Source organism: Balneolaceae bacterium (assembly GCA_034521495.1).
Lineage (GTDB): Bacteria > Bacteroidota > Rhodothermia > Balneolales > Balneolaceae > Rhodohalobacter.
Map to the genome: position 1 here is coordinate 56,841 of JAXHMK010000014.1, position 23,201 is coordinate 80,041.

Sequence of the window (23,201 nt, forward strand, 5' to 3'; positions counted from 1 at the left end):
AATGTGAATTTATACCAAGGAATTCACAAATGGAAAACTCGTTTTTTCAGTAAGCTAAAATAAGAAACTGATCTCCAAAATTATGACCATTCAGGAAAGAAAGAAGGATCATGTTGAATTGAGTATTAATCATGATGTGAATTACAAAAAAAGTACTGGTTTTGAAGAGTACGATTTTGTCCACAATGCGTTACCCGAAATCAATAGTGATGAGATTCAACTTTCGTCGATGTTACTCGGGGTGGAATTCTCATTCCCATTGTTTATCTCTTCAATGACGGGGGGCTATTCGGAAGCTGGTGCGGTAAATACAGTTATAGCCGAATTTTGTGAAAACGAGAATCTGCCATTTGGTGTTGGCAGCCAACGTGTCATGCTCGAGGACCCCGGGCAGGAAGAGTCATTTACAATCGTGCGTTCTCACGCTCCCACCGCTTTTATATCAGCGAATATTGGCGGGGCACAGTTAATCGGCGGACTGCCGGACAAAAACATTCGGCGAATGATCGACAGCATTGAAGCAGATGCCGTAATTGTACATCTGAATCCACTCCAGGAGTTAATGCAGCAAGAAGGGGATCGTAATTTTAAGGGAATTGAAAAGGGAATTGAGGAGTTGGTTCATGCCATTGAGTGTCCGGTGATTGTGAAGGAAACGGGTGCCGGTATTTCAAAAGCAGTTGCAAGAAGACTTTTGGATGCCGGCGTTTCTGTGATTGATGTAGCAGGGGCCGGAGGAACAAGCTGGTCAAGAGTAGAAAATCTTCGTTCCAATCAAGGTGATCCTCTTCACCAATTTGATGACTGGGGTATTCCCACGGTTGATTGTATTCGTCAAATCGAACCATTGAAACGTGAACACTCTTTTGGGTTAATTGCATCTGGCGGGATCAGAAGTTCGTTTGATATTGTGAAAGCGATGGCACTTGGAGCTGATTTTACCGCTTCAGCTCAACCCATTATTAAAGCGATTATGGATGGAGGATACGAATCCCTGGAAAGCCTTTACATGAGTTGGCAAAAACAGGCCCGGTATATACTCACACTTCTCGGATGTAGCTCCTTTAAAGATCTAAACACCAATCATCTGTACAGGAAAAAACAGGGGATAGGTCAGTAATTTCAATCAGATGCACGGTACACTTGCTCTGCCTCATCGGCCAATGTTAAAACGGCATCTCTGTATAGGCTGCTTGGGTTGTACCGGTACACGGCCCCCTCAATAGATCCGGTTACTTCATGAAAATGAGCCAGGTAATTTCCAATGGAATGGATGTTGTTCTCCATATCAAAAATATCATCTCCCACAAACCAACGGTTGATTGAGTAGGGAATAAACTGGCCATAAGACATAGCACCTGCATAACTGGATTTCAGTTCAAATACATCAATATTATTACGCTCTGTAAAAAGCAACAACTCTTCTAACTGTGCTTTGGCAAAATCGGCACGATAATCTTCGGTGTACATGGAAACATACACATTAAGAGGATTGTAGCTTCCAATATTTTGCCCAAAATCTGACTCTATGCCGATAATTGCTGCGATGACGAACTTGGGGATGTTATAGGTCTGTTCGGCTTGTTGAAGGGCGTTGTAGTGAGTTTTAATGAAATCCCCGATTCTTCCTTTTTTGTCTTCATATCCAAGTACGCGAAGATAATCTTCGAGACTTCCAATTTTTCGTTCAGCCGATTTCCGAAAGCGGTCGCCAATTCCGTCATAAATCTCAAATTTCGGATGATCCAGATGCGATTGTAAATCAAGGTCTTTGGATTTAAAATATTCAATCAGAGATGTGAGTCGTTCAGGATATGTTTGATGGTATTGCTGGTTAGTGCTGATCTCTGTCGTTTCTAATAATGGCTGTTCATTCAAACTGTCTGTTTCAAAAGAGGTCGAAATCATTAAAAAAGGAGCAAAAAGAGCAACTGCAAAAATTTTATAGGAATAATTGTTCATAATAGCATCTCTGTGTTTAGATATTCTTTACTCTATTGATACTAAAAAACCCGTCTCAAATCAATAAAAACTGTGTAAGATTTTATAAAAATTGTTACACCTGTCCAATACGTTTCTCCCTGATCAGCTAATGCGGAGTACTTATTTAGCGCGAAAAGACGCTCGGTTCAAGATCATTCATCGTTTCGCCCTCACCCCTTCGCCCCTCTCCCGCTGGAGAGCATCTGTTTAGCGTCCTGGCAGAGTGCGATAGCTCCTGCCAGAGTCGCGTGGGTCGGTTTTCGAGGGGAATGCCTTATCCCACAACTCTGACAGGAACCGAAAAACACGGTGCTCTGTCAGGTTGTTTGACTCAAACCGCTAAACATGTACGCGGGAGAGGGGCGAGGGGACACACCGGTTTTGCCAGTGATTCGATTTTTATCTATTGATCGCTAAACAGATACAATGCTGATCAATATGATTAGGTGTTAGAAAACCCCAATTCAGGGGTTTGGTTTTGCCATCTTATAAATACCTTCTTTCAGAGATAAAAAAGATAGATTTCTTCTCTTTCTTTAAATGTCTTGGACAGCTATGAAAAATTGTTACATATAGTGGTTTAGTATCAGATGGAAAACGTATTCCTAATATATTTTTTGAATTTTTAAAATTGATCTACATATTCCTCAGGAATAATTAAAACTAACCCAAAGAAGTGTTGTTATGAATAAATTAAAATTTACGATTATTCTGTCATTAGGATTGTTCTTGTTAAGTGCTGTTTCAGTAAAAGCTCAAACCATTACAGCGGGAGGCGGTGTTGGATACGGTAGTAAATCGGAAGATTTTAATTTCCAGGTAAATGCATACTACAGTATTCCGAATTTACCTTTACGTATTGGCGGAGATGTTGGCTTTTCTAAACCGGAAGACAACCTCACTCAGATTGACGGAAATGCGAACGTCCACTTAATGATATTGGATAACGAAACTGCAAGTTTGTATGCGCTGACCGGCTTAAACGTTCTCTACTCCAAATTTTCAGTTGGTGATGTATCCGAATCTGAGACATTTACAGGATTAAACGCCGGTGGGGGTATTGAATTAGGTTTAGGTTTTGGCAGAGCATTTGGAGAAGTCAAGTATATCATCGGACGCGATATACCAAACGATGATGAGCAGTTAGTTATTGGAGCGGGTATACGTGTAAATATTTCAAATTGAGGAAGAAAGTTTTCGATGAAGTGAAAGCCTGGTTGTAGAATCAGGCTTTTTTTTTATAAACTGATTAAAGTTGATCAACTGATCTATTATTTCACTCACTTTTTATCATTATGAGATCATCCAATTCTTTCCTGATATTATTTTTGATCCTGATTATTCTGTTTTTTCCAGCTGTTTTATCTGCTCAACATACAGCGGAAGATGGCTACAGGGCGTGGCTCAGATATGAAAAAGTAGAGAATGAAAGCCTGTTGAAAGAATATCAGGAAGCTCTGAAGGCTGTTGTATTAAGGGGACACTCAGAAACAACCGGGGCAATTCAGGATGAACTTCAAAGAGCACTTCCCGGCCTGTTAGATATTAACGTTCCGTTTCACAATGATATTCAGGTTCATGGAACAGTTTTTATTGGTACTCCTGAAAGTTCGCAGGAAATTGCCAATCTGAACTTGAAGGAGGATTTGGACTCTGTTGGAGAGGAGGGTTATCTCATTAAAAAGACCGATGTGAATGGGTATAGTGCAACGGTCATTGCAGCAAATAGGGATATTGGCCTGCTTTATGGAGTGTTTGATCTTTTGCGGCACCTTCAAACTCATAAGGATATTTCAGAAATTTCCATACAAAATGCACCGAAGGTTGAATACAGGACAGTGAACCATTGGGATAACCTGAGCCGTTTGGTTGAACGCGGGTACGCAGGTCTCTCTATCTGGGATTGGGGGACACTGCCCGAATACAAAGATCCGCGATATACCGATTATGCCAGGCTGAATGCATCTATCGGAATTAATGCCACAGCGGTCAATAATGTGAATGCCGATCCGCGAATGTTAACCGGTCAGTTTTTAGAAAAACTGGTGGTTCTGGCGGATATATTTCGACCGTATGGAATTAAGGTTTTTATATCAATCAATTACCAGGCTCCGATCTCTGTTGGTGGGTTGGACACTGCCGATCCGCTTGATCCTGACGTCCGTCAATGGTGGGCAGACAAGGCTGATCAGATTTATGAGATGATCCCCGATTTTGGCGGATTTCTTGTGAAAGCCGATTCCGAAGGTCAGCCGGGTCCATTTGCTTACGGCCGAAATCACGCCGAGGGAGCCAACGTGTTGGCTGATGCAGTAGAACCCCATGGGGGTGTAGTGATTTGGCGGGCGTTTGTATACAGTCCCGAGCAGAATGATCGGTTCAGAGAAGCGTATGATGAATTCGTTCCGCTCGATGGCGATTTCAGAGATAATGTGATTCTCCAGGTAAAAAACGGCCCGATCGATTTTCAGCCCCGCGAACCGTTTTCGCCGCTGTTTGGTGCGATGGAGGAAACCAATACCATGCTGGAACTCCAGATCACACAAGAATATTTTGGATTTTCGTATCACCTGGCGTATCAAGGGACTTTATTTGAAGAAGCACTCGACTCAGATACCTATGCAAAAGGAGAAGGCTCAACCGTTGGGAAGGTTGTAGCCGGTGAGATTTTTGATTATGAACACACGGGCATGGCAGGCGTCCTTAATATTGGCAATTACCGAAACTGGACAGGCCATCCGTTTGTGCAATCAAGCTGGTATGCTTACGGACGTTTAGCGTGGGACTATACACTTTCTGCGGAAGAGATTGCGGATGAGTGGATGCGAATGACATTCACAAATAATGAATCATTTTTAAATCCGATTGGCGAAGTAATGATGGAATCGCGCGAAGCAGGAGTGAATTATCGATCCCCATTGGGATTGACGCATCTTTACGCGCAGGGCCATCACTACGGCCCCGCTCCCTGGACTTCCGATCTGCCGCGCCCCGATTGGACAGCTGTTTACTATCACAAAGCGGATGAAGAGGGAATTGGATTTGACCGCACCGAAACCGGCTCAAACGCGGTTGAGCAATATCATGAGCCCCTGGAAACTCGCTTTAGCAATATTGAAACAACCCCCGAAGATTACCTGCTGTGGTTTCATCATGCAGATTGGGAGTACGAGATGGACTCAGGGCGGACACTTTGGGAGGAACTGGTTCACAAATATTATAAAGGTGTGGAACAGGTTCGGTGGATGCAGGAGCAGTGGAATTTAATGGAAGGATTGATTGATCAGCAGCGGTTTGAGCATGTAAAGGCGTTGCTCGAAATACAAGAAAAAGATGCTGTGAGATGGAGAGATTCCTGTGTGCTCTATTTTCAAACCTTTTCTGATATGCCCATTCCCGATCAGTACGAAAAACCGGATCACAATCTGGAGTATTATAGATCACTTGAGGACTCTCTTTACATTCCGTCTCCAAGGTATGATTAATTTTAATGTTCAAAAATTGTATACTGCTTTTATAAGAATGTTTGTCTAAAATTTCTAAATAAAAAAAACTATGTCTTCACCCATTTTTCGCTACTCTTTGCCCGTTTTAATCAGCCTGGTTATTGGATTCTCCGCCTCGCTTAACGAACACGAAACAAATAACCTCGGAATCTTTGAAAACACACTGGATATCGGGGATGTAAAACATGAAGGTAAAGTTTCATATGATGAACGCACGGGAGAATATACTCTGACCGGTTCCGGTGAGAATATGTGGTTTGACAACGATGAATTCAGGTATCTTTGGACACCTGTTCAAGGCGATTTTATTCTGCGGGCTGAAGTTGAATTTCTTGGTGAAGGAGTTGATCCTCATCGAAAAATTGGATGGACCGTACGGAATACACTGAGCTCGAATTCAGCAATGGTAAATGCAGCCATTCACGGAGACGGGCTTACATCACTTCAATATCGAAAAACAGAAGGCTCGGAAACATTGGAAAGTGTGTCATCTGACAGCCTCCCAAATGTAGTTGAACTTTCCCGGATTGACGGAACCTATATCATGAAAACAGCCAAAAAGGGAGAGCCGTTTACAGCGGTTGAGGTTACGGATGTAGAGTTGAATAACGAACTCTTTGCCGGAATTTATATCAGTGCTCATAATGAGGATGTTGTGGAAACGGCCGTGTTTAAAAATGTAAGAATTACAAAACCCGCTCCGTCTGACCTTGTTCAGTATCAACAATACCTTGGAAGCCGTTTAGAGGTGCTGGAGATCGAATCGGGAACTCAGAAAGTGCTTCATACAACGGAGCACTCTATACAAGCTCCAAACTGGACCGTAGACGGCGAGCGCCTCATCTTTAACTCCAATGGCTATCTCTATAACTACTGGCTTGATGAGGGCAAAATTACGCATCTGAACACCGGCTTTGCGACCAGCAACAACAACGATCATGTTCTCTCATTTGATGGTACTATGCTGGCGATTAGTCATCATAATCCTGAAGATGATGGAAACTCAACGATTTATACACTTCCGGTTGAAGGAAGTGACAATCCAAAACAGGTGACGCAATCCGGTTTGGGGGCGTCTTATCTTCATGGAATTTCACCCGACAATCAAACTGTACTTTTTACGGGAAACAGAAACGGTCAGTATGACATTTACGCCGCCGATGTGAATACAATGGAAGAGACGCAGCTAACGGACACCCCAACATTGGATGATGGCTCGGAATATTCACCGGATGGAAAGTACATCTACTTTAATTCCGAACGAACCGGTACCATGCAGATCTGGCGAATGGATGCGGATGGAAGCAATAAAACTCAATTGACCTTTGATGAGAACTTTAACGACTGGTTTCCACATATCTCTCCCGATGGTGAGAAGATGGTGTTCATCAGCTACGGAACAGATGTGGCCTCAGGAGATCACCCGTTCTACAAAAATGTGACTCTTCGCATGATGCCGGTTGATGGAGGTGAACCAGAAATTATTGCTTACTTGTACGGCGGACAGGGAACTATCAACGTACCAAGCTGGTCACCCGATAGTAAAAAAATTGCGTTTGTAAGCAACACAGGCAGGTTTTATTGATTTGTACTCCCGAAAGCTTTCGGGGTTGTCCGGCACTGCAATTTGTTGGTAGGGCGAAGACCGGGAGGTTTTGTTTTTTGAACGATATTCAGGTGTTCTGATTCACACGCATCCGTAGATTTGAGTTAATCAGTAACGGGCAAGCTGCCCGTTGTACGCCGGACAGCTTGTCCGGCACCACAATTTGTTGGTGTGGCAAAACGGGTGGTTGGGTTTTTGAACGATATTCAGGCATCCTGTTTCACACGCATCCGTAGATTTGAGTTAATCAGTAACGGGCAAGCTGCCCGTTGTACATATCAAGAAAAAGTTAAATCATGCCAAATAATCTAAAACTATTAATCATCGGCAAAGTTTGGCCGGAGCCAAAATCCTCGGCGGCCGGCAGCCGAATGGTTCAGTTAATTCAGCTCTTTCTTGATGATGGCTGGCAGATTACCTTTTCCAGTTCTGCCTCGAAAAGTGAGTATTCATTTGCTCTTGAGGAGATCGGCGTGCGAGAAGAACCGATTAAAATGAATGATTCATCATTTGATGAGTTCGTTCGGGAGTTAAATCCGGATATAGTTCTGTTTGATCGCTTTATGATTGAGGAACAGTTCGGCTGGAGAGTGGCTGAAAATTGCCCGGATGCCGTTCGAATTCTTGATACGATAGATCTGCACAGTTTACGAATTGCTCGTCAAAATGCATTCAAAAAGGAACACGAATTCAACATACAGGATCTGTTGCTTGAAGATACTGCAAAAAGAGAGATCGCCAGTATGTTAAGATGCGATCTCTCACTGATCATATCTGATGCAGAGATGAAAATTCTGAAAGAGATTTTTCAAATAGATGAGGATCTTCTTTTTTACTTACCCTATTTATTGGATTTCGACTCGGACCCAATTCCGAAAGATACCCCCGGCTTTGAAGATCGGAACGGGTTTGTGTCGATCGGGAATTTTAAACATGAACCGAACTGGAATGCCGTTCTTTGGATGAAAGAGGAGATCTGGCCTTTGATCCGAAAGCAGTTACCGGAAGCCAAATTGTATCTTTACGGCTCATATCCATCCAAAAAAGTATTTCAACTGAGTAATTCGGATGATGGATTTTTGATTAAAGGCCGGGCGAATGATGCGTTGTCTGTTGTCAGCAAAGCCAGGGTATTAGTAGCACCATTGAGATTTGGTGCTGGTTTAAAAGGAAAATTAGTGGATGCTGCATTGAGTGGTACACCGAGTGTGACAACATCCATCGGATCGGAGGGAATCGAACTTGGATGTAAATGGAACGGCGTTATCAGCAATGATCCCGAACAGTTCGCAAATGCGGCTGTTCAACTTTACCAGAACAAAGAGTTCTGGGAGAGATCACAAAAAACCGGATATGAATTACTCAAAGATCGGTTTGATCTGAAAAAATTTGACACCTTTCTACTCAAAAGAATCAAAGAGCTTCGTCAAAACCTGGATGGCCATCGCCGGCAAAATTTTATCGGCGCTATGTTAAGACATCACACTATGAACAGCACCAAGTTCATGAGCCGATGGATTGAAGAGAAGAACAAGTAGCAGGGTACAAGACACAAGGCACAAGTTTCAGGATACAGACAGTGTCAATCCAGGGACACCGGACTGTGAGGACCCACCCCTTGGTCCCCTCCCTATGCCGAAAAAGAACGGCACAAGGAGGGGAGATCCATTGATTACCCATGGGCAAACCAACCCCGAAGGGGTGTAAAATCAATAGCCCCGGGTGGAGGACACATGAAGAGCGCTGCTCTGAATAGAGTCCGCAACTCGGGGGACAGAGACGCCCCCAAACCCAGATGCCCCGAGGCGATAAACGTGAATTGGTAATGATAAATGAATTCGAGGGGCTTCGCATTGGTTCAAAGTCTAATGTTTAAGGTTCAAGGTTTGTCAAATACAGTGAGCAGTTTGACAAAATCTGAAATCTGGATCTTGCATTCTAAAACCCGGAACCAGCAAATTTGTATAAATCAGAATAAGTGGTAAATCATATTTTGTATATTATAGAACCTTTAAAAATCACGTTTGACTAAATTATTGGAATTATGGTAACAACTATTAAAAAAGGTGCCTCTGAAGAATCTGTTAAGCAGAAATATGAAAAGCTCACAAAGGCATCAAAAAAAAATAATCTTCGAAAATATTGCGGAGTCATTTCTTTGAAAAAAGATCCTGTTGAACTCCAAAGAAAGTGGCGGGATGAGTGGAAGTAGTTTGCTTCTTGATACGAATATCATCCTTTATTTTTAAATGGAGATGATACGATTTTACCGCTTCTTGAAGAACGAAATCTGATTATATCTATAATTACAGAAATAGAATTGTTAGGATATGAAGGATTCAATAAAAGAGAGCTGTCTGTTACCAAAGATTTTCTTAAAAAATGTACAATTATCAATTTAAATACAGATATAAAGAATAAAGCAATTGCTATCAGAAGAAAATATAAGATGAAACTTCCGGATACGGTGATTATGGCCACAGCCAAAAGTTTAGAAATCCCCTTGATAACAGCCGATCATGACTTCAAAAAAGTTAAATCTGCCACTATTATCTTCTATGACAGTACTTTATAGTTTGCTAATGATTCAGTTGACAATAAACAAGTAACAAATTGTCAATCCAGGGATTGACAGTATGAATGATTGCCCATGGGCAATCCAACCCCGAAGGGGTACAAAATCAATAGCCCATGGCAAAAAACACGAGCGTTGCGATGTGTTTGCAGCCGTGGGTTGAACAGTTCCCAAACCCAGATGCCCCGAGTCGATAGGCGCGAATTGGTAATGATGAATGGATTCGGGGGGCTTCGCATTGGTCAAAGTCTAATGTTTAATGTTCAAGGTTGAAATAGAACTTTAAACCGTAGACTTGAAACCTTAAACCCATAGAGGGGCTGCATTGATAGACGTTGACAGGGTTCTTCCCTGAATCGCGGAGATCCCTGTTATGTTAAATCGCAAGTTTTTTACTAAAGCCTCCCTTTAAAGGACATACCTTATCTACCCAGGTTCTATTGGTTTTTACCTGTTCGGTCATGCCCGGTTTTTACATGGTTTTTGTTGTAGAGAATTACCTTTGTTTTTCGGTTCTTTTCTTTGCCATCTGACAATCTGTTATAAACAATCTTGCTGCCCCCTCATCGGGGTGGCCTTCAAGCTGCAAGGTTTCTTTCAGTTCAGGATAAAGTGGGGCGGACAGAACCTCCAGATAGCATGAACGGTACGGCCGAGGGCCGTCGCGCAGGGATCTCGAACTGCCGCCCCGAATTGAACGTTGCAGATGGGTAATCAAAGAACGTGATTATTGGTTTTGTGGAGTTGCTGCTGAGTGTTCGGCGGCAACGGATCCAACTCTATCCATACTTTTCGCATCCGCAAAGCCAGTTTTCGGGCAATGCGAATAATTGCTTTTTGTTTGGACATCCGGCGGATGTACCCTCGCCAACAGCTATGCAGCTCCTCATCCTGGCGAGCCGCCACCCATGCCGCCTCAATCAGCAAGCGCCGCAGTCGCTGGTTGCATCGGCTGGTTACTCCTTTGTACTGCTCATAGTCCCCGCTGCCGTGCACATCCGGGACCAAGCCCAGATAACTGCTCAGCCGGTCGCCGTTGGCAAAACGATGAATGTCCATCAGTTCACAACAATAGCCAATCGCAGTGATCCATCCCACGCCCCGAAAGCGTGAACGCAACGCCTCAATCACTTCCCATATACCATGAGCCTTGCATTGCTCACGCAACAACCGGTTGACCTGCAACAGCTGCTGGCCGAGGGTGGCCAGTCGTTCCAGATGCTGATCCAGCACGAGCCGGGCTGCCGGTTGATCGAATTCCAGGGAGCGCAAATACTCCACAAACCGCCGCGACCAGCGGGGTAATTCATCAGCAGCAGGCACCGTCATTCCCCATTTGTCTAAAAAGGACCAGATGCGGTTTTTCATCCGGGTTTGCTCGTTTACCAGCTGATCGCGAAGCCGGAACACATCGCGTAACGCTTCTGCCCCGGCCGGAGGGACCCAGACCGGGGTAATCCGGCTTTCGGTATACGGGTCCGGATTGCGGCAATACTCCTCCAAAAACCGCGCCAGTTTGCGACAGTCCACCTTATCGGTCTTGCGGCGCTTTTCCTTGTCGGTCGTTGGCACATCAGCCGGATGGATCACCAGATTTTCAAATCCCTGATCGGTCAGATCGCGATGGGTCGAAAAACCAGTAAATCCCGCCTCATATACCGTCACAAACCGCCCTTGCCCATAGTGTCTGTTGACAAAATGCCGCAACTGCTCAGCAGACGGATCCATGCTGAGCCTGCGTAATTCCTGTCCGTTAAACCGAATGGCCAGTTTCCAGGATGGCTTGTGCACGTCGATACCTATACAATATGTATCGTAGATTTCGTAATTTGATGCTTGTATATTTTTCATAAGGGCTCCTTAAGTTTGGTTTTAGGGTACTTGGGGAGCCTTTAGTTTAGCCAAAGGCAACAATGATTTAAACATAATACCTCGGTTCCGCCTCGAAAAACACTCAGCTTCACTACCGGTGACAGTTTCATTCATTGAGTTCGACTAAGCCATATCCAAGCTGTGACGCATGTTTGTGCAGCATATGCAATCGCCGCTCCTGGTACTGTTTTTCATAGGCCTCGATACCTTGTTCCACGTAATCCATTCCCTGGGTCATCGCCCGGTAATAGAGAATAGCCAGTTTGCGGGCAACCGCTTTGACTGCAACGCCAGGGCCTCGCCGTGCGCGTATCCGGCGGCCAAAGGCGCCAAGGGCGTGGTTTTTACTTTCCAGCAGGCTTTGCGCGGCTTGTTTAAAAATCTCAGCAGCCCGCGGAGCAGATTTGTATTTATGTTTCCGGATATGTTTGTCGGATTGTTTCTTGCCGGGAGCCAGTTTCAGCCAGCTGGATGCTGGCAGCTATTGCGCACCCCCGTTTCATCGGCCCAGTGGATCTCGGCATCCTCCCGCTGAGCTTGCTTTCTGATGGCCGGGTAGGTGTTGTCCAACCACTGTTTGACTTCGGCCGGGCGTTGCTCATAGGCTCGTTTGGCCGGCTTTTGGGGAGTAAATCCCCATTTTCTCAAATAATCGCCCATCGTGTTAATCGCCAGCGAAACATCAAATTCACGCTTTACCAGCTCCTGAACGGCTTTACGAGTCCATAAAGCGTAGTCCAGCTTAAGCTGATCGGGCATCGTATCGATCAGCATCTTCTGAATAGCTTTTTCCTGAGAAGCACTTAGTAGTTTTTCGCTTCAGAGGGGGCGCCTCGCTTTTTTTCGGTCAACCCGGCGGTTCCCCGGGCAGTGTAACTTTTCCACCAGTTGCTGACCGTATTCTTGTTGACACCAAGCAGTTGGGCTACGTCGCCTTTTTTGATCCCCTGTTTAATCATGCGGATCCCGCGCTTGCGCAAAACCGGTGCGCTCGGCTTTGGTTAAGGTTCTTAAATCTTGGTTTTCCATACCCAAAATATACCACTTTTTCCCATCATAATTATGAATATTTTATCGCCGGGTTAATAAAATGACCTTCCTTTGGGAATGGGGACAAATCCACTCCGATTTCACCCATCAGGCGAAGCGCTGAATAATCGGTAATCCCCGGCAATTCGTTCACATTGATTCCGCGGCCGCCTCGAACCATTTTCTGGTGAAGCTGGTTGATAGCGGGTTTATGGTGGCGAATCGGTTTGGCTTTTCCGTACTCGTTCGGAATGGGTTGTCGGTCGGCCAACTGGGTTAACTCCCCGTCGATCTGCTGGTCACACTCGTATAATTTGCCCTGGTAGAACTCATAGCAATCGATCGCATCGGCCAGCTCATACAGATACTCCGGGCGGTAGTGTCCCTCCAGGGAGGCAACCACCTGATCGTGTTTGTTAGTCTGAATTCGTTTATCACAAAGAGCAACCAGTGCTTCAGGATCCCGCTCCCCATCCAGAATCGCCCGTAGCACTCGCATGCCGCTGGCTCCATGGACCTGGGAAATCACCTGGTGAAGGCGGATATTCATCAGCGTCAGGTTTTTTGCATGTGCAGAACGGCTTTGGCCGATTCACTGATGTAACGTTCGCGCAGCCGCAGGTACGCCCTCAAGGCTTTAATGGCCGGATCGGGAAGGAAACTATTAGCCAGCAGCCCGTAGCTGTGAAGCTGCTGAAGCCACTGGCAATCCGCTACATCACTCTTGCGGCCGGGCACATAGCGAAGGTGAGCAGCTCGATGGCGACACGAAATTCACAGGTAAATGTGCCAAATTGATGGACCGAATCATCCTCAAGGCCAATAAATATATGTTCACTGCCGATATCGATACCAGCGGTATGGTTCCGGATTTTTGTTATTTTCATGGGTTTTTCATTAGGATTGATAAATGGGCAGTCTCACCCAGGCCTGCACTGAGAAGTAGTAAAAACTACCGGCCGGGGTTCCCGAAGGACCACCAAAGCAAAAGACTCAAGGTGCAGAGTAAGGCTCAGGATCAGGTATGGATAACACTAATGGAAGATCTACTAAGTGCAAGGGTAAGCTGCTTTTTATATATCGGATGATATCAACTTTCTGTCACCTTTTAAATAGTGTTGCCCGACTTTTTGGGCAAAATTAGTGGCTCAGGATGACAAGTGCGGGATGGTAACAACGGCGGGCACAACGTGCTGATATTAAACACCGTTTCGACCCGCCCGCCGGGACAAGGTTCAACTTCTAAAGTTTAAAGTTTTGGTTGATTGACAAAACCACAAACCTTCAACCAAACCCCCATCCATTCTGCAATTCTTAAGAGGTGAGAGGAATTAAAACCAGTTGGATGTGATAATTGATAATAAATTTACAGGCGCCATTAAATCGAAATTGAAAAAAGCTCAACGAACTAAAACTCATGATTGACCTTGACCCCGTTTGTTTATTCGTCTACTTTTTTACTCTGATATAAGAAACCATTGATCATCATTACCAGGAATTCCAAGATACAGGGAGTCGGGACTGCCTGAGAATTGAAAGGGCCGGCAGTTGTTATCATTGAATATTAGGCGCATCATGAACACAGATTTACCAGGAAACTCCTTTTCCCAAAAATCAGATTTATCAGAAGGGCCAAACGGACATTGGTACGCCTTCTAACTGAAACCCCGACACGAAAAAAAGCCTCCGCACGACTGGACGAGCAGCATGATTTTGAAATCTTTTGTCCCCTGAAAGAGGAGCGTGTGCGCTGGAGCGACCGCTGGAAAACCGTTACCAAGCCGTACATTCCCGGGTACCTGTTTGCGCGGGTGACAGAGCATGAACGATTCACAGTCTTGAACGACCACTCCATAGTTCGAACTGTCTGCTGGAAAGGAAAGCCGGCGGTGATAAGGGAAGAAGAGATTGAAACAGTCAAACGAGTTATCGGCCACCCGGATGTGGAGGATATTCAATTAGAACAAATCTCACCTAGTGTAACTACCACTTAATTCGTTAAGTATTCTTCACCATAGGTCCAGTTGAACGGTTTGGCGCCGGTTTCGTTATACTCCCTAATGTAGCTCATCAACTGATCGACCAGATCTTTTTTGGAATGCCAAACTCCATCTTTGAGTATTTTCCGGCTCATAATGCTAAACCAGATTTCAATCTGATTGAGCCACGAGGAGTAGGTGGGGGTAAAATGAAGGTGAAATTTTCTTTTTTTAGCCAGCCACTCCTTGACAGCCTTGTTTTTGTGGATTGACAAATTATCCAAAATAATATGGATCTGAACATTGCGGTATTTGCGGTCCAGGTGTTTGAGAAATTTCAGAAAATTTTCGGAGTTGTTGCGGTCGATCTGCCGTGCGGTGATTTCTCCTGTGTGCACGGCAAGAGCGGCCATCAGGTTTACGGTACCATTGCGTTTGTACGTAGTGGTAAGCCTGCGAGGGTTCCCTGTCCGTAAAGGCAGCTCCGGCTGGGTACGATCCAGGGCCTGAATCTGGGTTTTCTCATCTACCGATAGCACCAATGCGTGTTCAGGGGGATTCAGATACAGACCAACAATATCAATCATCTTGGATTCAAATTCCGGATCCGGGCTTTTCCCACACCAATAGTCGGTTTTGTGTGGCTTGAGGTCAGCCTCTCGCAGGATCTGTGAAACCCAGCTCTGGCTCATCTGGCACATTTCGGCAATCTGGTGTTGGCTGTAGCGCGGCGTTCGGCTTTCGGTGCGCTGGCAGGCCAGGTGGATCACCCGGTTGCGGTCTGCCTCCGTAAAGATCGATGGTGTGCCGGGGCGCTGGGCATCGACCAACCCTGCGAGTCCATCCCGTTCAAACCGCTTGCGCCATTTGGCAATGGAAGGTTCACTGATCCGATTCTTTTTGCTGGATTCTTTATAGGTCAATCCACCGAGCCAGTCTAAAATAATCTGAGCGCGCAGGCTCAGGCGCCGTTCTATCTTATGAGATCGTGCGTAGGTAATGAGTTGGCCTTTAACCTTATCTGAGACCGTGATTGTCGTACGTTTAGCCATCGGTTTTTCTTCTCAAGATACGGAATCAGTAAATATTTTACTTAACTTATTTAACGGTAGCTACACTAGTGACCGTGTTATTAACCCGACGGGTAAATACCTATAATTAATCAGCTGCATATTGGATTTCGGGATGTTTAAAATATTTCTTAATGCGTTGGGGCGTTTGGGCCAACATACTCATATAAGAGCGTAGATTTTCGGTTAACGTTGGCTTGTCTTTGGGAGCCGGAGTTTGAGACATACCCTGTTTGAGGTCACAGTTTAAATATTCATCGGGATTTTTTTCCGGGGAGTAAGCCGGTAAAAAGAATAGGGCAATTTGGTCTTCATGAGCCTGCACCCATTCGGTGACCGGGCGGCTGTGGTGAACCCGCAGATTATCGGCAATCACATAGAGTTTCCTGGAGTTGGTTTTGATCAGTTGTTGCTAAAAATTCAATAAACCGCTCTGAATTCATCGTATCTGAATAGATCATGAATTGAACTTTGCCCTGATTGGTGACCGTAGAGATCATATTAACCGACAATCGTTTGGCCATGCTCTTTCGGACCGGTGTTTGACCTTTGGGGGCGTATGAGCGCCCATGCTGGCAGCTATTGCGCACCCCCGTTTCATCGGCCCAGTGGATCTCGGCATCCTCCCGCTGAGCTTGCTTTTTGATGGCCGGGTAGGTGTTGTCCAACCACTGTTTGACTTCGGCCGGGCGTTGCTCATAGGCTCGTTTGGCCGGCTTTTGGGGAGTAAATCCCCATTTTCTTAAATAATCGCCCATCGTGTTAATGGCCAGCGAAATATTAAATTCACGCTTTACCAGCTCCTGGACGGCTTTGCGTGTCCATAAGGCGTAGTCCAGCTTAAGCTGATCGGGCATGGTATCAATCAGCATCTTCTGAATAGTTTTTTCCTGAGAGGCACTTAGTAGTTTTTTTGCTTCAGAGGGGGCGCCTCGCTTTTTTTCGGTTAATCCAGCGGTTCCCCGGGCAGTGTAACTTTTCCACCAGTTGCTGACCGTGTTTTTGTTGACGCCAAGCAATTGGGCCACTTCGCCTTTTTTGATCCCCTGTTTTATCATGCGGATCCCGCGCTTGCGCAACACCGTACGCTCGGCTTCTGTTAAGGTTCTTAAATCTTGGTTTTCCATACCCAAAATATACCACTTTCCCACATCATAATTATGAATATTTTACCGCCGAGTTAATAAAATCGAATCAGGCGAACTGCGGGACATGAACGGTGTAGTTGTACATATAAAAGGAGATCGGGCCTGTGTTTTGCTTGAGTCGCTGCATAGTAATATGACATTCACAGTGAGGAGATCTGTCTTGAATCTTGTATCGTGACCGTAAGGTTCAAGATCTAAGGTTGAAAACTTAGATCGTGAAGCTCAGCAATGGGACTGAGGGAAGCGAAGCTGTACGAGGTTCAGGATACAGGGAAAGATTGCCCTCGGGCAATCCAACCCCGAAGGGGTGGCAGACAGTAGCCCCGGTTGGAGGCCGCATGAAGAGCATAGCTCTGAAGCGAGGCCGCAACCCGGGGTTAGACACTAAAATCCAGATGCCCCGAGGCGGGAAACGTAAATTGGAAATGAGGAATGAATTCGAGGGACAATAAAGACGAACGTTGACAGGGTCATCGCCCTAAACGATGAGCTCCCTCATATTCGTTCGGGATGACAGGGGCGGGGGTTGGATTCGGCGGGCACAACGTTTTGACATTGAATCCGGTTTTGTCTCGCCCGCCGGATATGGCTTTTTTACCCGTCTGACCGCTTAGAGCGTTCTGACGGGTATCTGTGGCAATTACCAAAAGAAGAAGAGCTTCAGGCTGGCGAACCGAAGGAAGACCTTCGGAACGAGTAAAACACAAAACCACTCCAACGTCATCCCGCAACCCGATGCGGGATCTCCACTTGTTGTTCAGGGACGGCCGGCACCAACGGCAGGGAATCCCTGGCACGTTCGGAGATCAGTCAGCAGTGTCTGTTGCACAACGCAGATCTGAATTAATTGTGTTGAGTTTTTATTTTTTATGCATGATTTACAGAGCGGAAAAAATAATCATATCTTAAATAATAACAGTAATATAGATAGATTTAGTTTACCCTTTTTCATATCTTAATCCATGCAAGGAAAAAAACAACGTACCTCTAAACTCTTTTACCAGTTTTCTCTGGAAGATGCCGTTCCGGCCGATCATATGTACCGCCGAATCGATCAAGCTCTGAATCTGCGGTTTTTATACAGGCGCACCCGGACCTATTACGGCAAAGACGGCCAGCAGAGCATTGATCCGGTTGTCTTTTTCAAGATGTGTCTGATCGGCTATCTCAATAACATCGCCGGAGACCGTGCGCTGTGCCGGTTCTGCTCGGATTCGCTGGGGTGCCGGTGGTTTTTAGGCTATGACATTGACGAGGCTCTGCCGGTCCATAGTACCCTCTCGCGAACCCGGGCCTTGTTTGGGGAGTCGCTTTTTTTGGATGTATTTGGCCAGGTGCTGGGCTTATGTGTGGATGCCGGTATGGTGAGCGGCAAACGTCAGGCGGTCGACAGCGCCCTGATCAAAGCCAATGCCAGTGTGGACTCGATGAGCCGGGATGTGATTATGAGTGACGCCAGCGAATATTGCCGGCAGGTGGTCGAAGAGAATTCTGACCAAGAGGAGGCCACAGATATTCCCTCACAAAAGAGGACGGAACAGCCCTCGCCCTCCGGCTGCTTAACCCCAGTAGATATTCCAGCCCCGGACAACCCCGTCAAACGCACACGTTCCAATAAAACTCACCGTTCGACCAGCGACCCGGATGCCCGAATCGCCCGTAAGCCCAACAAGCCCACCGAGATGTATTATCACGGGCAGATTAGCGTGGATGCCGCCCAAGGGGTGATTGTAGCAGCCCTGGCCGATTACGCCGATTTGAATGATCACGAAAGCCTGCCGGACCTGCTTAATCAGAGTCTTGCGAATTTAGCCCCCTACGATCTGCAGCTGAGCGAAGTACTGGCAGATTCCAAATACAATACCCATCATAGCCTCCGGGTTTGTGAAGCCGCCGGGATTATTCCGTACATGAATAATCCTTCAGGATATAAAGCAGAGCGGGAAGGCTTCCTCTACGATCCGCTCAGCGATAGTTACCGCTGCTCGCAGGGGGCGGAACTATCCTTTCAGGGATTGAGAAAAAGCCACGGGAAATACATCAACCGAGCCTATACCTCGCGTGTGGGCGATTGCGCAGATTGTCCGTTACGTGGGGACTGCCTGTCGGGTGAAAAAACCTACAAAACCCTTTATCACAGCAGCGGAAAAGAGTTCTATGATCGCATGGACGCACGCTTGCAAACCGATAAAGGCCGATGGATGCTGGCCAAACGAAAGGGGATTGTGGAGCCGGTTTTTGGCACTCTTGTCCATCACAATGCCATGAGAAAAACCTTCGCGCGTGGCAAAGCGGCCGCCACCAAGCACGTGATGATGGCCTCGGCGGCCTTTAATTTGAGGAAATGGCTCAAACAAGCGGGCAAATCACCACAGGGCGGGGCCTGTTCGATGGTGAGGTCTGTTTTCGACCTTTTGGGGCTTGTAACCTTCACAAGAATGCCCTGTGGAGTTTTTTAACAGGAAAACCGGTCCTGGGCCTGACACATTCATAAGTATGGCAACCCATCATGGAAATCAGCAAAAATTCAACCCAGTGTTGTGCAACAGACACAGCTGACGGACACGGTTCTGAATTCCCCACGGGATGCCCAAGGCAAAATTCAGAATGACGGTATTCAACATGTCTGAAACCAAAACCCAACTTCTGCGAACCACAAGAAATCTGTAAGGAAACCTCTATAAACGTTTCATCTTTATATTTAGGCAAAAACCAACGCCCATTTGTTACGAAGAAGCTTAATGTTTTAACTTGAATGATCTTTAAAAAAGGCATTTCTCCCTGGTGCTCAATCCTATAAATTTCGGTATAGCGAACCAGTGCTTGCAGGTTTGAGGAATATTGAATTTGGAAATACCCGAATGAGTCTGAAACCTAAAAAAGTAGACTTTTGTGTATTGACCCCGGGTTGGTTCTTCAATAGTTGGGTAACGGCTGCGGATATTATTATCATAGATCAATTGACTTAACAATAAAACAGTTTATTTAGGTTATCTCCTGTGTATTCTAATTAATATATTCATCATGAAAGTAAATTATTAATAAGAAATCATGAAAAACTTTGCATTAACCGGTTTAGCCGGATATATCGCTCCACGACATCTCAAAGCTATAAAAGACACGGGAAATCAGACTGGTTGCGGCTGTGGATCCACATGATTCTGTGGGAATTATTGATAGCTACTTTCCACGGGCAAGTTTTTTTACAGAAGTTGAACGGTTTGACAGACACTTAGAAAAAATACGGCGTGAAAAGAACGGAAAAGCGATTGACTATATGAGTATCTGTTCCCCCAATTTTTTACATGATGCTCATATAAGACTTGCATTGCGTGTTGGTGCAGATGCCATCTGCGAAAAACCACTCGTATTAAATCCTTGGAATCTTGATGTGCTTCAAGATCTGGAAGAGGAATACGGACAACGGGTATGGACGATTCTACAACTTACGTGTACATCCTTCTAATTGTACAGTTAAAAGAGAAAATAGAAGCTGGAAAAGCAATGAAAACGTCATAAGGTCAGGCTTGACCTATATTACTTCGCGAGGTCTGTGGTACCACTATTCATGGAAAGGAGACATGAGAAGTCCGGTGGACATTGGGACTAATATTGGGATTCACTTTTTTGATCTTGCTGATGTGGTTATTTGGCAAGCCGCAAGCGACTGAACTCTATATACGAGAAGACAACCGAATGGGAGGATTTCTTGAGCTACCAAATGCAGATGTGGAATGGTTTTTCTCATTGGAACCAGAGGATATTCCTACTAATGCCGATTCATCCCAGAGAACGTACCGTTCCATTACTGTAGATGGAAAGGATATTGAGTTCAGCGGTGGATTTACAGATCTGCACACCAGTGTTTATGAAGAAACCCTGAAAGGAAATGGATTTGGAATTGAAGATGCAAGGCCTTCAATTGAACTGGTTCATCGTTTAAGAACGAAGGATCTGACATGAAAAACCGGAAGGATTGGTTCATCCGAGTATTGAGAAAATGAAGAGTTGATTAGTTTTTTAAATCATTCGTTTAATTGAGTTTCTTTGATATTTCTGTGTTTATTGCTATAGATGAGCTTTGATTGAATGTGTAAATACAAATCTAAAATATGAGCAAAGTTAGTATCCACAAATCTGCTTACATCGACGAGCCGGTTTCTATTGGGAAGCGGGACAAAAAATCTGGCATTTCTGTCATATTTCTAAAAATGTCAATATTGGCAGTGATTGTGTTTTCGGGCAAAATGTGTTTGTGGCTAATGATGTGAAGATCGGTAATCGAGTAAAAGTGCAAAACAATGTATCCATCTACACTGGATGCGAACTGGAAGATGAAGTTTTTCTAGGGCCGAGTTGTGTACTGACCAATGTTACCAACCCGCGAAGCCAGGTGAACCGCCATTCGCTGTACGAAAAAACGCTGTTCAGGCGAGGTGCTACTGTCGGAGCCAATGCAACAATTACACCGGGTATCACCCTCGGCAGATATTGTTTTATCGGGGCTGGGGCGGTGGTAACTAAAGATGTTCCCGATTATGCGTTGATTCTCGGTAATCCCGGGAAAGCAAAAAGGGTGGATGAGCCGGCATGGGCATGTTCTTTCGAAGAAGGATTCAGATGGAAACCTGGTCTGTCCCAAGTCGGAGTTTCGGTACCAGTTACTGGATGTATCAGGATGCAAGATGCCCCGAGGTGTCGGGACTGTGGAAAGCACACAGCAGGATACAGGTGGCAGGATACAAGATGAAAGTAAAGTGTTGCGATGCCTGGACCTGGATGAGGAGGAGCCGCTGCCGGAGGAGTTGGCGAAAGGCGCAAAATCTTATAACGAATTTAAAGAATAAAAGGTAACCGCAGAGAACGCAGGGTTGCGCAGAGAAAAACTTAGTGTTGCTCGGCGGCCACAGCGGTTAATAGATATGGTATTTATTGATTTGAAAACACAAACTGAAGGACCCACCCCCGGGCCCCTCCCTCCGGCGAAAAGCACGCCGCAAGGAGGGGAGGCTCAGCGTTCCTTCGCGTCCTCCGCGGTTTACCAGTCGAACTTTTAATTACGATCAAATATGGAATTCATAGATCTTAAGACTCAATACCAACGCTACAAAGACGAGATTGATTCTCGGATGCAGAAGGTTCTGGAGCATGGTCAGTATATCATGGGGCCGGAGGTGGAGGAGCTGGAAACCACGCTTGCGGATTTTGTGGGGGTGAACCATTGTATCACCACTTCGAGCGGAACCCACTCCCTCGAGATTGCTCTGCGCGCGCTGGGTATTGGGCCGGGGGATGAGGTGATTACCGTTCCGTTTTCGTGGATCAGTTCGGCGGAGGTGATCATGCTGGTGGGGGCTACTCCCGTATTTGTGGATATTGAGTACGACACATTTAATATGGATGCCTCCAAACTGGAAGAGGCAATTACAGAAAACACCAAAGCGATTATCCCGATCAGCCTGTTTGGGCAGATGCCCGACATGGAAGCCATCAACAGCATTGCGGAGAAAAACAACATTGCCGTGATTGAAGACGGCGCCCAGAGTTTTGGAGCGTCTCGAAACGGAACACGAAGCTGCGGAGCCTCATTGATTGGCAGCACCTCCTTTTTCCCGGCAAAACCGCTGGGTTGCTACGGCGACGGCGGTGCCCTATTTACAGATGACAATGATCTCGCCGATACTATCCGTGCCATCCGAACGCACGGCGGTTCAAAACGCCACCACCATACCCATGTGGGAACCAACGGACGATTCGATTCCCTGCAGGCCGCCGTCATCCTGGGTAAATGGCCGGAGTTCGAAAAAGAGGTAAAAGCACGTGCTAAAAACGGTGCCCGGTATAGTGAACTTTTAAATGACACCGTAGTGACCCCCAATGTAACAGAAGGCAATACCCATGTCTATGCACAATACACCATTCGGGTCAAACCGGATCAACGTGAGTACATTCGAAAAAATCTTAAAGATTCCGGCATCCCAACCGGTGTATACTACCCGACTTGTTTTCATGAGCAACCTGTGTTTGAGCATTTGGGATATGAATACGGTGATTTTCCTGAATCTGAAAAAGCATCTAAAGAAGTACTGAGCCTACCGATGCATCCTTTTTTGACAAATAGTGAACAAAACAAAATTGCAGCTCAGCTCATTAATTCAATATGAAAATAGTTACTGACCTGAGTTCGATTGCTAAATTTGGATTATTGAGTTCCCCTCCTTTGTAAGTGGGAGAGGGGTCAGGGGAGGTAGTCTCAGGTTACTGATATATGGAATACTGTTTCCTGCCGAACTTTAAAGATGCACCTATTTTTAAAACCAGGGGAACAAAAAAATTTCAAACTTTCTTTATGCAATAATCAGAAATTGAAATGAATTGTGAACCTGTTTAGAAATAGATAAGTTTGAATATCATCTGCAAAGAGAAACAGGTA

General features: G+C 45.5%; 22 protein-coding genes. 12 read left to right on the forward strand and 10 right to left on the reverse strand.

From position 1 onward, the window contains the following. The first annotated feature begins 82 nt into the window (after window positions 1–82). The gene (gene fni / locus U5K72_14285; GenBank protein MDZ7719981.1) at window positions 83–1,120 is read left to right on the forward strand and encodes a type 2 isopentenyl-diphosphate Delta-isomerase; all 1,038 of its coding nucleotides are present in this window, start codon (window positions 83–85) and stop codon (window positions 1,118–1,120) included. 2 nt (window positions 1,121–1,122) lie between these two features. Here the strand turns inward: fni and U5K72_14290 are convergent, their stop codons facing one another. Continuing rightward, window positions 1,123–1,962 carry a lytic murein transglycosylase gene (locus U5K72_14290; protein MDZ7719982.1) on the reverse strand — a complete coding sequence of 280 codons (840 nt, stop codon included), beginning with the start codon at window positions 1,960–1,962 and terminating at the stop codon, window positions 1,123–1,125. A gap of 705 nt (window positions 1,963–2,667) precedes the next feature. Between U5K72_14290 and U5K72_14295 the strand changes: the two genes are divergently transcribed. From U5K72_14295 to U5K72_14315, 5 genes are all read left to right on the forward strand, one after another. Further along, window positions 2,668–3,168 carry a hypothetical protein gene (locus U5K72_14295; GenBank protein MDZ7719983.1) on the forward strand — a complete coding sequence of 167 codons (501 nt, stop codon included), beginning with the start codon at window positions 2,668–2,670 and terminating at the stop codon, window positions 3,166–3,168. Between the two features lie 110 nt (window positions 3,169–3,278). Next, window positions 3,279–5,468 (forward strand): alpha-glucuronidase family glycosyl hydrolase, encoded by a 2,190-nt coding sequence (locus U5K72_14300; protein ID MDZ7719984.1) that lies wholly within the window; start codon window positions 3,279–3,281, stop codon window positions 5,466–5,468. Window positions 5,469–5,538: 70 nt separating this feature from the next. Beyond that, window positions 5,539–7,074 carry a hypothetical protein gene (locus tag U5K72_14305; GenBank protein ID MDZ7719985.1) on the forward strand — a complete coding sequence of 512 codons (1,536 nt, stop codon included), beginning with the start codon at window positions 5,539–5,541 and terminating at the stop codon, window positions 7,072–7,074. Window positions 7,075–7,391: 317 nt separating this feature from the next. After that, window positions 7,392–8,633: a glycosyltransferase gene (locus tag U5K72_14310; protein MDZ7719986.1), complete on the forward strand. Its 1,242-nt coding sequence runs from the start codon at window positions 7,392–7,394 to the stop codon at window positions 8,631–8,633. Window positions 8,634–9,139: 506 nt separating this feature from the next. Continuing rightward, window positions 9,140–9,307: a hypothetical protein gene (locus tag U5K72_14315; protein MDZ7719987.1), complete on the forward strand. Its 168-nt coding sequence runs from the start codon at window positions 9,140–9,142 to the stop codon at window positions 9,305–9,307. A 1,077-nt stretch (window positions 9,308–10,384) separates the two neighbouring features. Here the strand turns inward: U5K72_14315 and U5K72_14320 are convergent. The 5 genes from U5K72_14320 to U5K72_14340 form a co-directional block, all read right to left on the reverse strand. Continuing rightward, window positions 10,385–11,521, reverse strand: coding sequence for an IS110 family transposase (locus U5K72_14320; GenBank protein ID MDZ7719988.1), 1,137 nt, complete (start codon window positions 11,519–11,521; stop codon window positions 10,385–10,387). Between the two features lie 480 nt (window positions 11,522–12,001). Then, window positions 12,002–12,316, reverse strand: coding sequence for a winged helix-turn-helix domain-containing protein (locus U5K72_14325; GenBank protein MDZ7719989.1), 315 nt, complete (start codon window positions 12,314–12,316; stop codon window positions 12,002–12,004). A gap of 29 nt (window positions 12,317–12,345) precedes the next feature. After that, window positions 12,346–12,522 (reverse strand): helix-turn-helix domain-containing protein, encoded by a 177-nt coding sequence (locus U5K72_14330; protein MDZ7719990.1) that lies wholly within the window; start codon window positions 12,520–12,522, stop codon window positions 12,346–12,348. Window positions 12,523–12,602: 80 nt separating this feature from the next. Continuing rightward, on the reverse strand, window positions 12,603–13,121 hold the full coding sequence (locus U5K72_14335; GenBank protein ID MDZ7719991.1) for a hypothetical protein: 519 nt from the start codon (window positions 13,119–13,121) through the stop codon (window positions 12,603–12,605). Between the two features lie 163 nt (window positions 13,122–13,284). Next, window positions 13,285–13,458 carry a hypothetical protein gene (locus U5K72_14340; GenBank protein MDZ7719992.1) on the reverse strand — a complete coding sequence of 58 codons (174 nt, stop codon included), beginning with the start codon at window positions 13,456–13,458 and terminating at the stop codon, window positions 13,285–13,287. Window positions 13,459–14,214: 756 nt separating this feature from the next. Between U5K72_14340 and U5K72_14345 the strand changes: the two genes are divergently transcribed. Then, on the forward strand, window positions 14,215–14,565 hold the full coding sequence (locus U5K72_14345; protein ID MDZ7719993.1) for a transcription termination/antitermination NusG family protein: 351 nt from the start codon (window positions 14,215–14,217) through the stop codon (window positions 14,563–14,565). On the opposite strand, the gene U5K72_14350 is transcribed toward U5K72_14345, so the two are convergent. From U5K72_14350 to U5K72_14365, 4 genes are all read right to left on the reverse strand, one after another. Beyond that, the gene (locus U5K72_14350) at window positions 14,562–15,602 is read right to left on the reverse strand and encodes an IS630 family transposase (protein ID MDZ7719994.1); all 1,041 of its coding nucleotides are present in this window, start codon (window positions 15,600–15,602) and stop codon (window positions 14,562–14,564) included. The two genes, U5K72_14345 and U5K72_14350, sit on opposite strands and share 4 nt — an antisense overlap. Window positions 15,603–15,708: 106 nt before the next feature. After that, window positions 15,709–15,996, reverse strand: coding sequence for a transposase (locus U5K72_14355; protein MDZ7719995.1), 288 nt, complete (start codon window positions 15,994–15,996; stop codon window positions 15,709–15,711). Next, window positions 15,983–16,747, reverse strand: a complete 765-nt coding sequence (locus U5K72_14360) for an IS630 family transposase (protein MDZ7719996.1) — start codon at window positions 16,745–16,747, stop codon at window positions 15,983–15,985. The genes U5K72_14355 and U5K72_14360 overlap by 14 nt, the downstream gene beginning before the upstream one ends. A 491-nt stretch (window positions 16,748–17,238) precedes the next feature. Further along, window positions 17,239–17,565, reverse strand: a complete 327-nt coding sequence (locus U5K72_14365; GenBank protein MDZ7719997.1) for a hypothetical protein — start codon at window positions 17,563–17,565, stop codon at window positions 17,239–17,241. A 165-nt stretch (window positions 17,566–17,730) separates the two neighbouring features. On the opposite strand from U5K72_14365, the gene U5K72_14370 reads away from it, so the two are divergent. The 5 genes from U5K72_14370 to U5K72_14390 all read left to right on the forward strand — a co-directional run bounded on the left by U5K72_14370 (window position 17,731) and on the right by U5K72_14390 (window position 22,932). Then, window positions 17,731–19,227, forward strand: coding sequence for an IS1182 family transposase (locus tag U5K72_14370; GenBank protein MDZ7719998.1), 1,497 nt, complete (start codon window positions 17,731–17,733; stop codon window positions 19,225–19,227). A gap of 686 nt (window positions 19,228–19,913) precedes the next feature. Then, window positions 19,914–20,234 carry a Gfo/Idh/MocA family oxidoreductase gene (locus U5K72_14375; GenBank protein MDZ7719999.1) on the forward strand — a complete coding sequence of 107 codons (321 nt, stop codon included), beginning with the start codon at window positions 19,914–19,916 and terminating at the stop codon, window positions 20,232–20,234. Window positions 20,235–20,407: 173 nt separating this feature from the next. Beyond that, entirely contained in the window at window positions 20,408–20,731 is a 324-nt protein-coding gene (locus tag U5K72_14380; GenBank protein MDZ7720000.1) for a hypothetical protein, read from the forward strand. 617 nt (window positions 20,732–21,348) lie between these two features. Then, window positions 21,349–21,615, forward strand: coding sequence for a hypothetical protein (locus U5K72_14385; protein MDZ7720001.1), 267 nt, complete (start codon window positions 21,349–21,351; stop codon window positions 21,613–21,615). A 222-nt stretch (window positions 21,616–21,837) separates the two neighbouring features. Beyond that, complete coding sequence (locus tag U5K72_14390; GenBank protein MDZ7720002.1) at window positions 21,838–22,932, forward strand: DegT/DnrJ/EryC1/StrS family aminotransferase; 1,095 nt, start codon at window positions 21,838–21,840, stop codon at window positions 22,930–22,932. The last annotated feature ends 269 nt before the right edge of the window (window positions 22,933–23,201 follow it).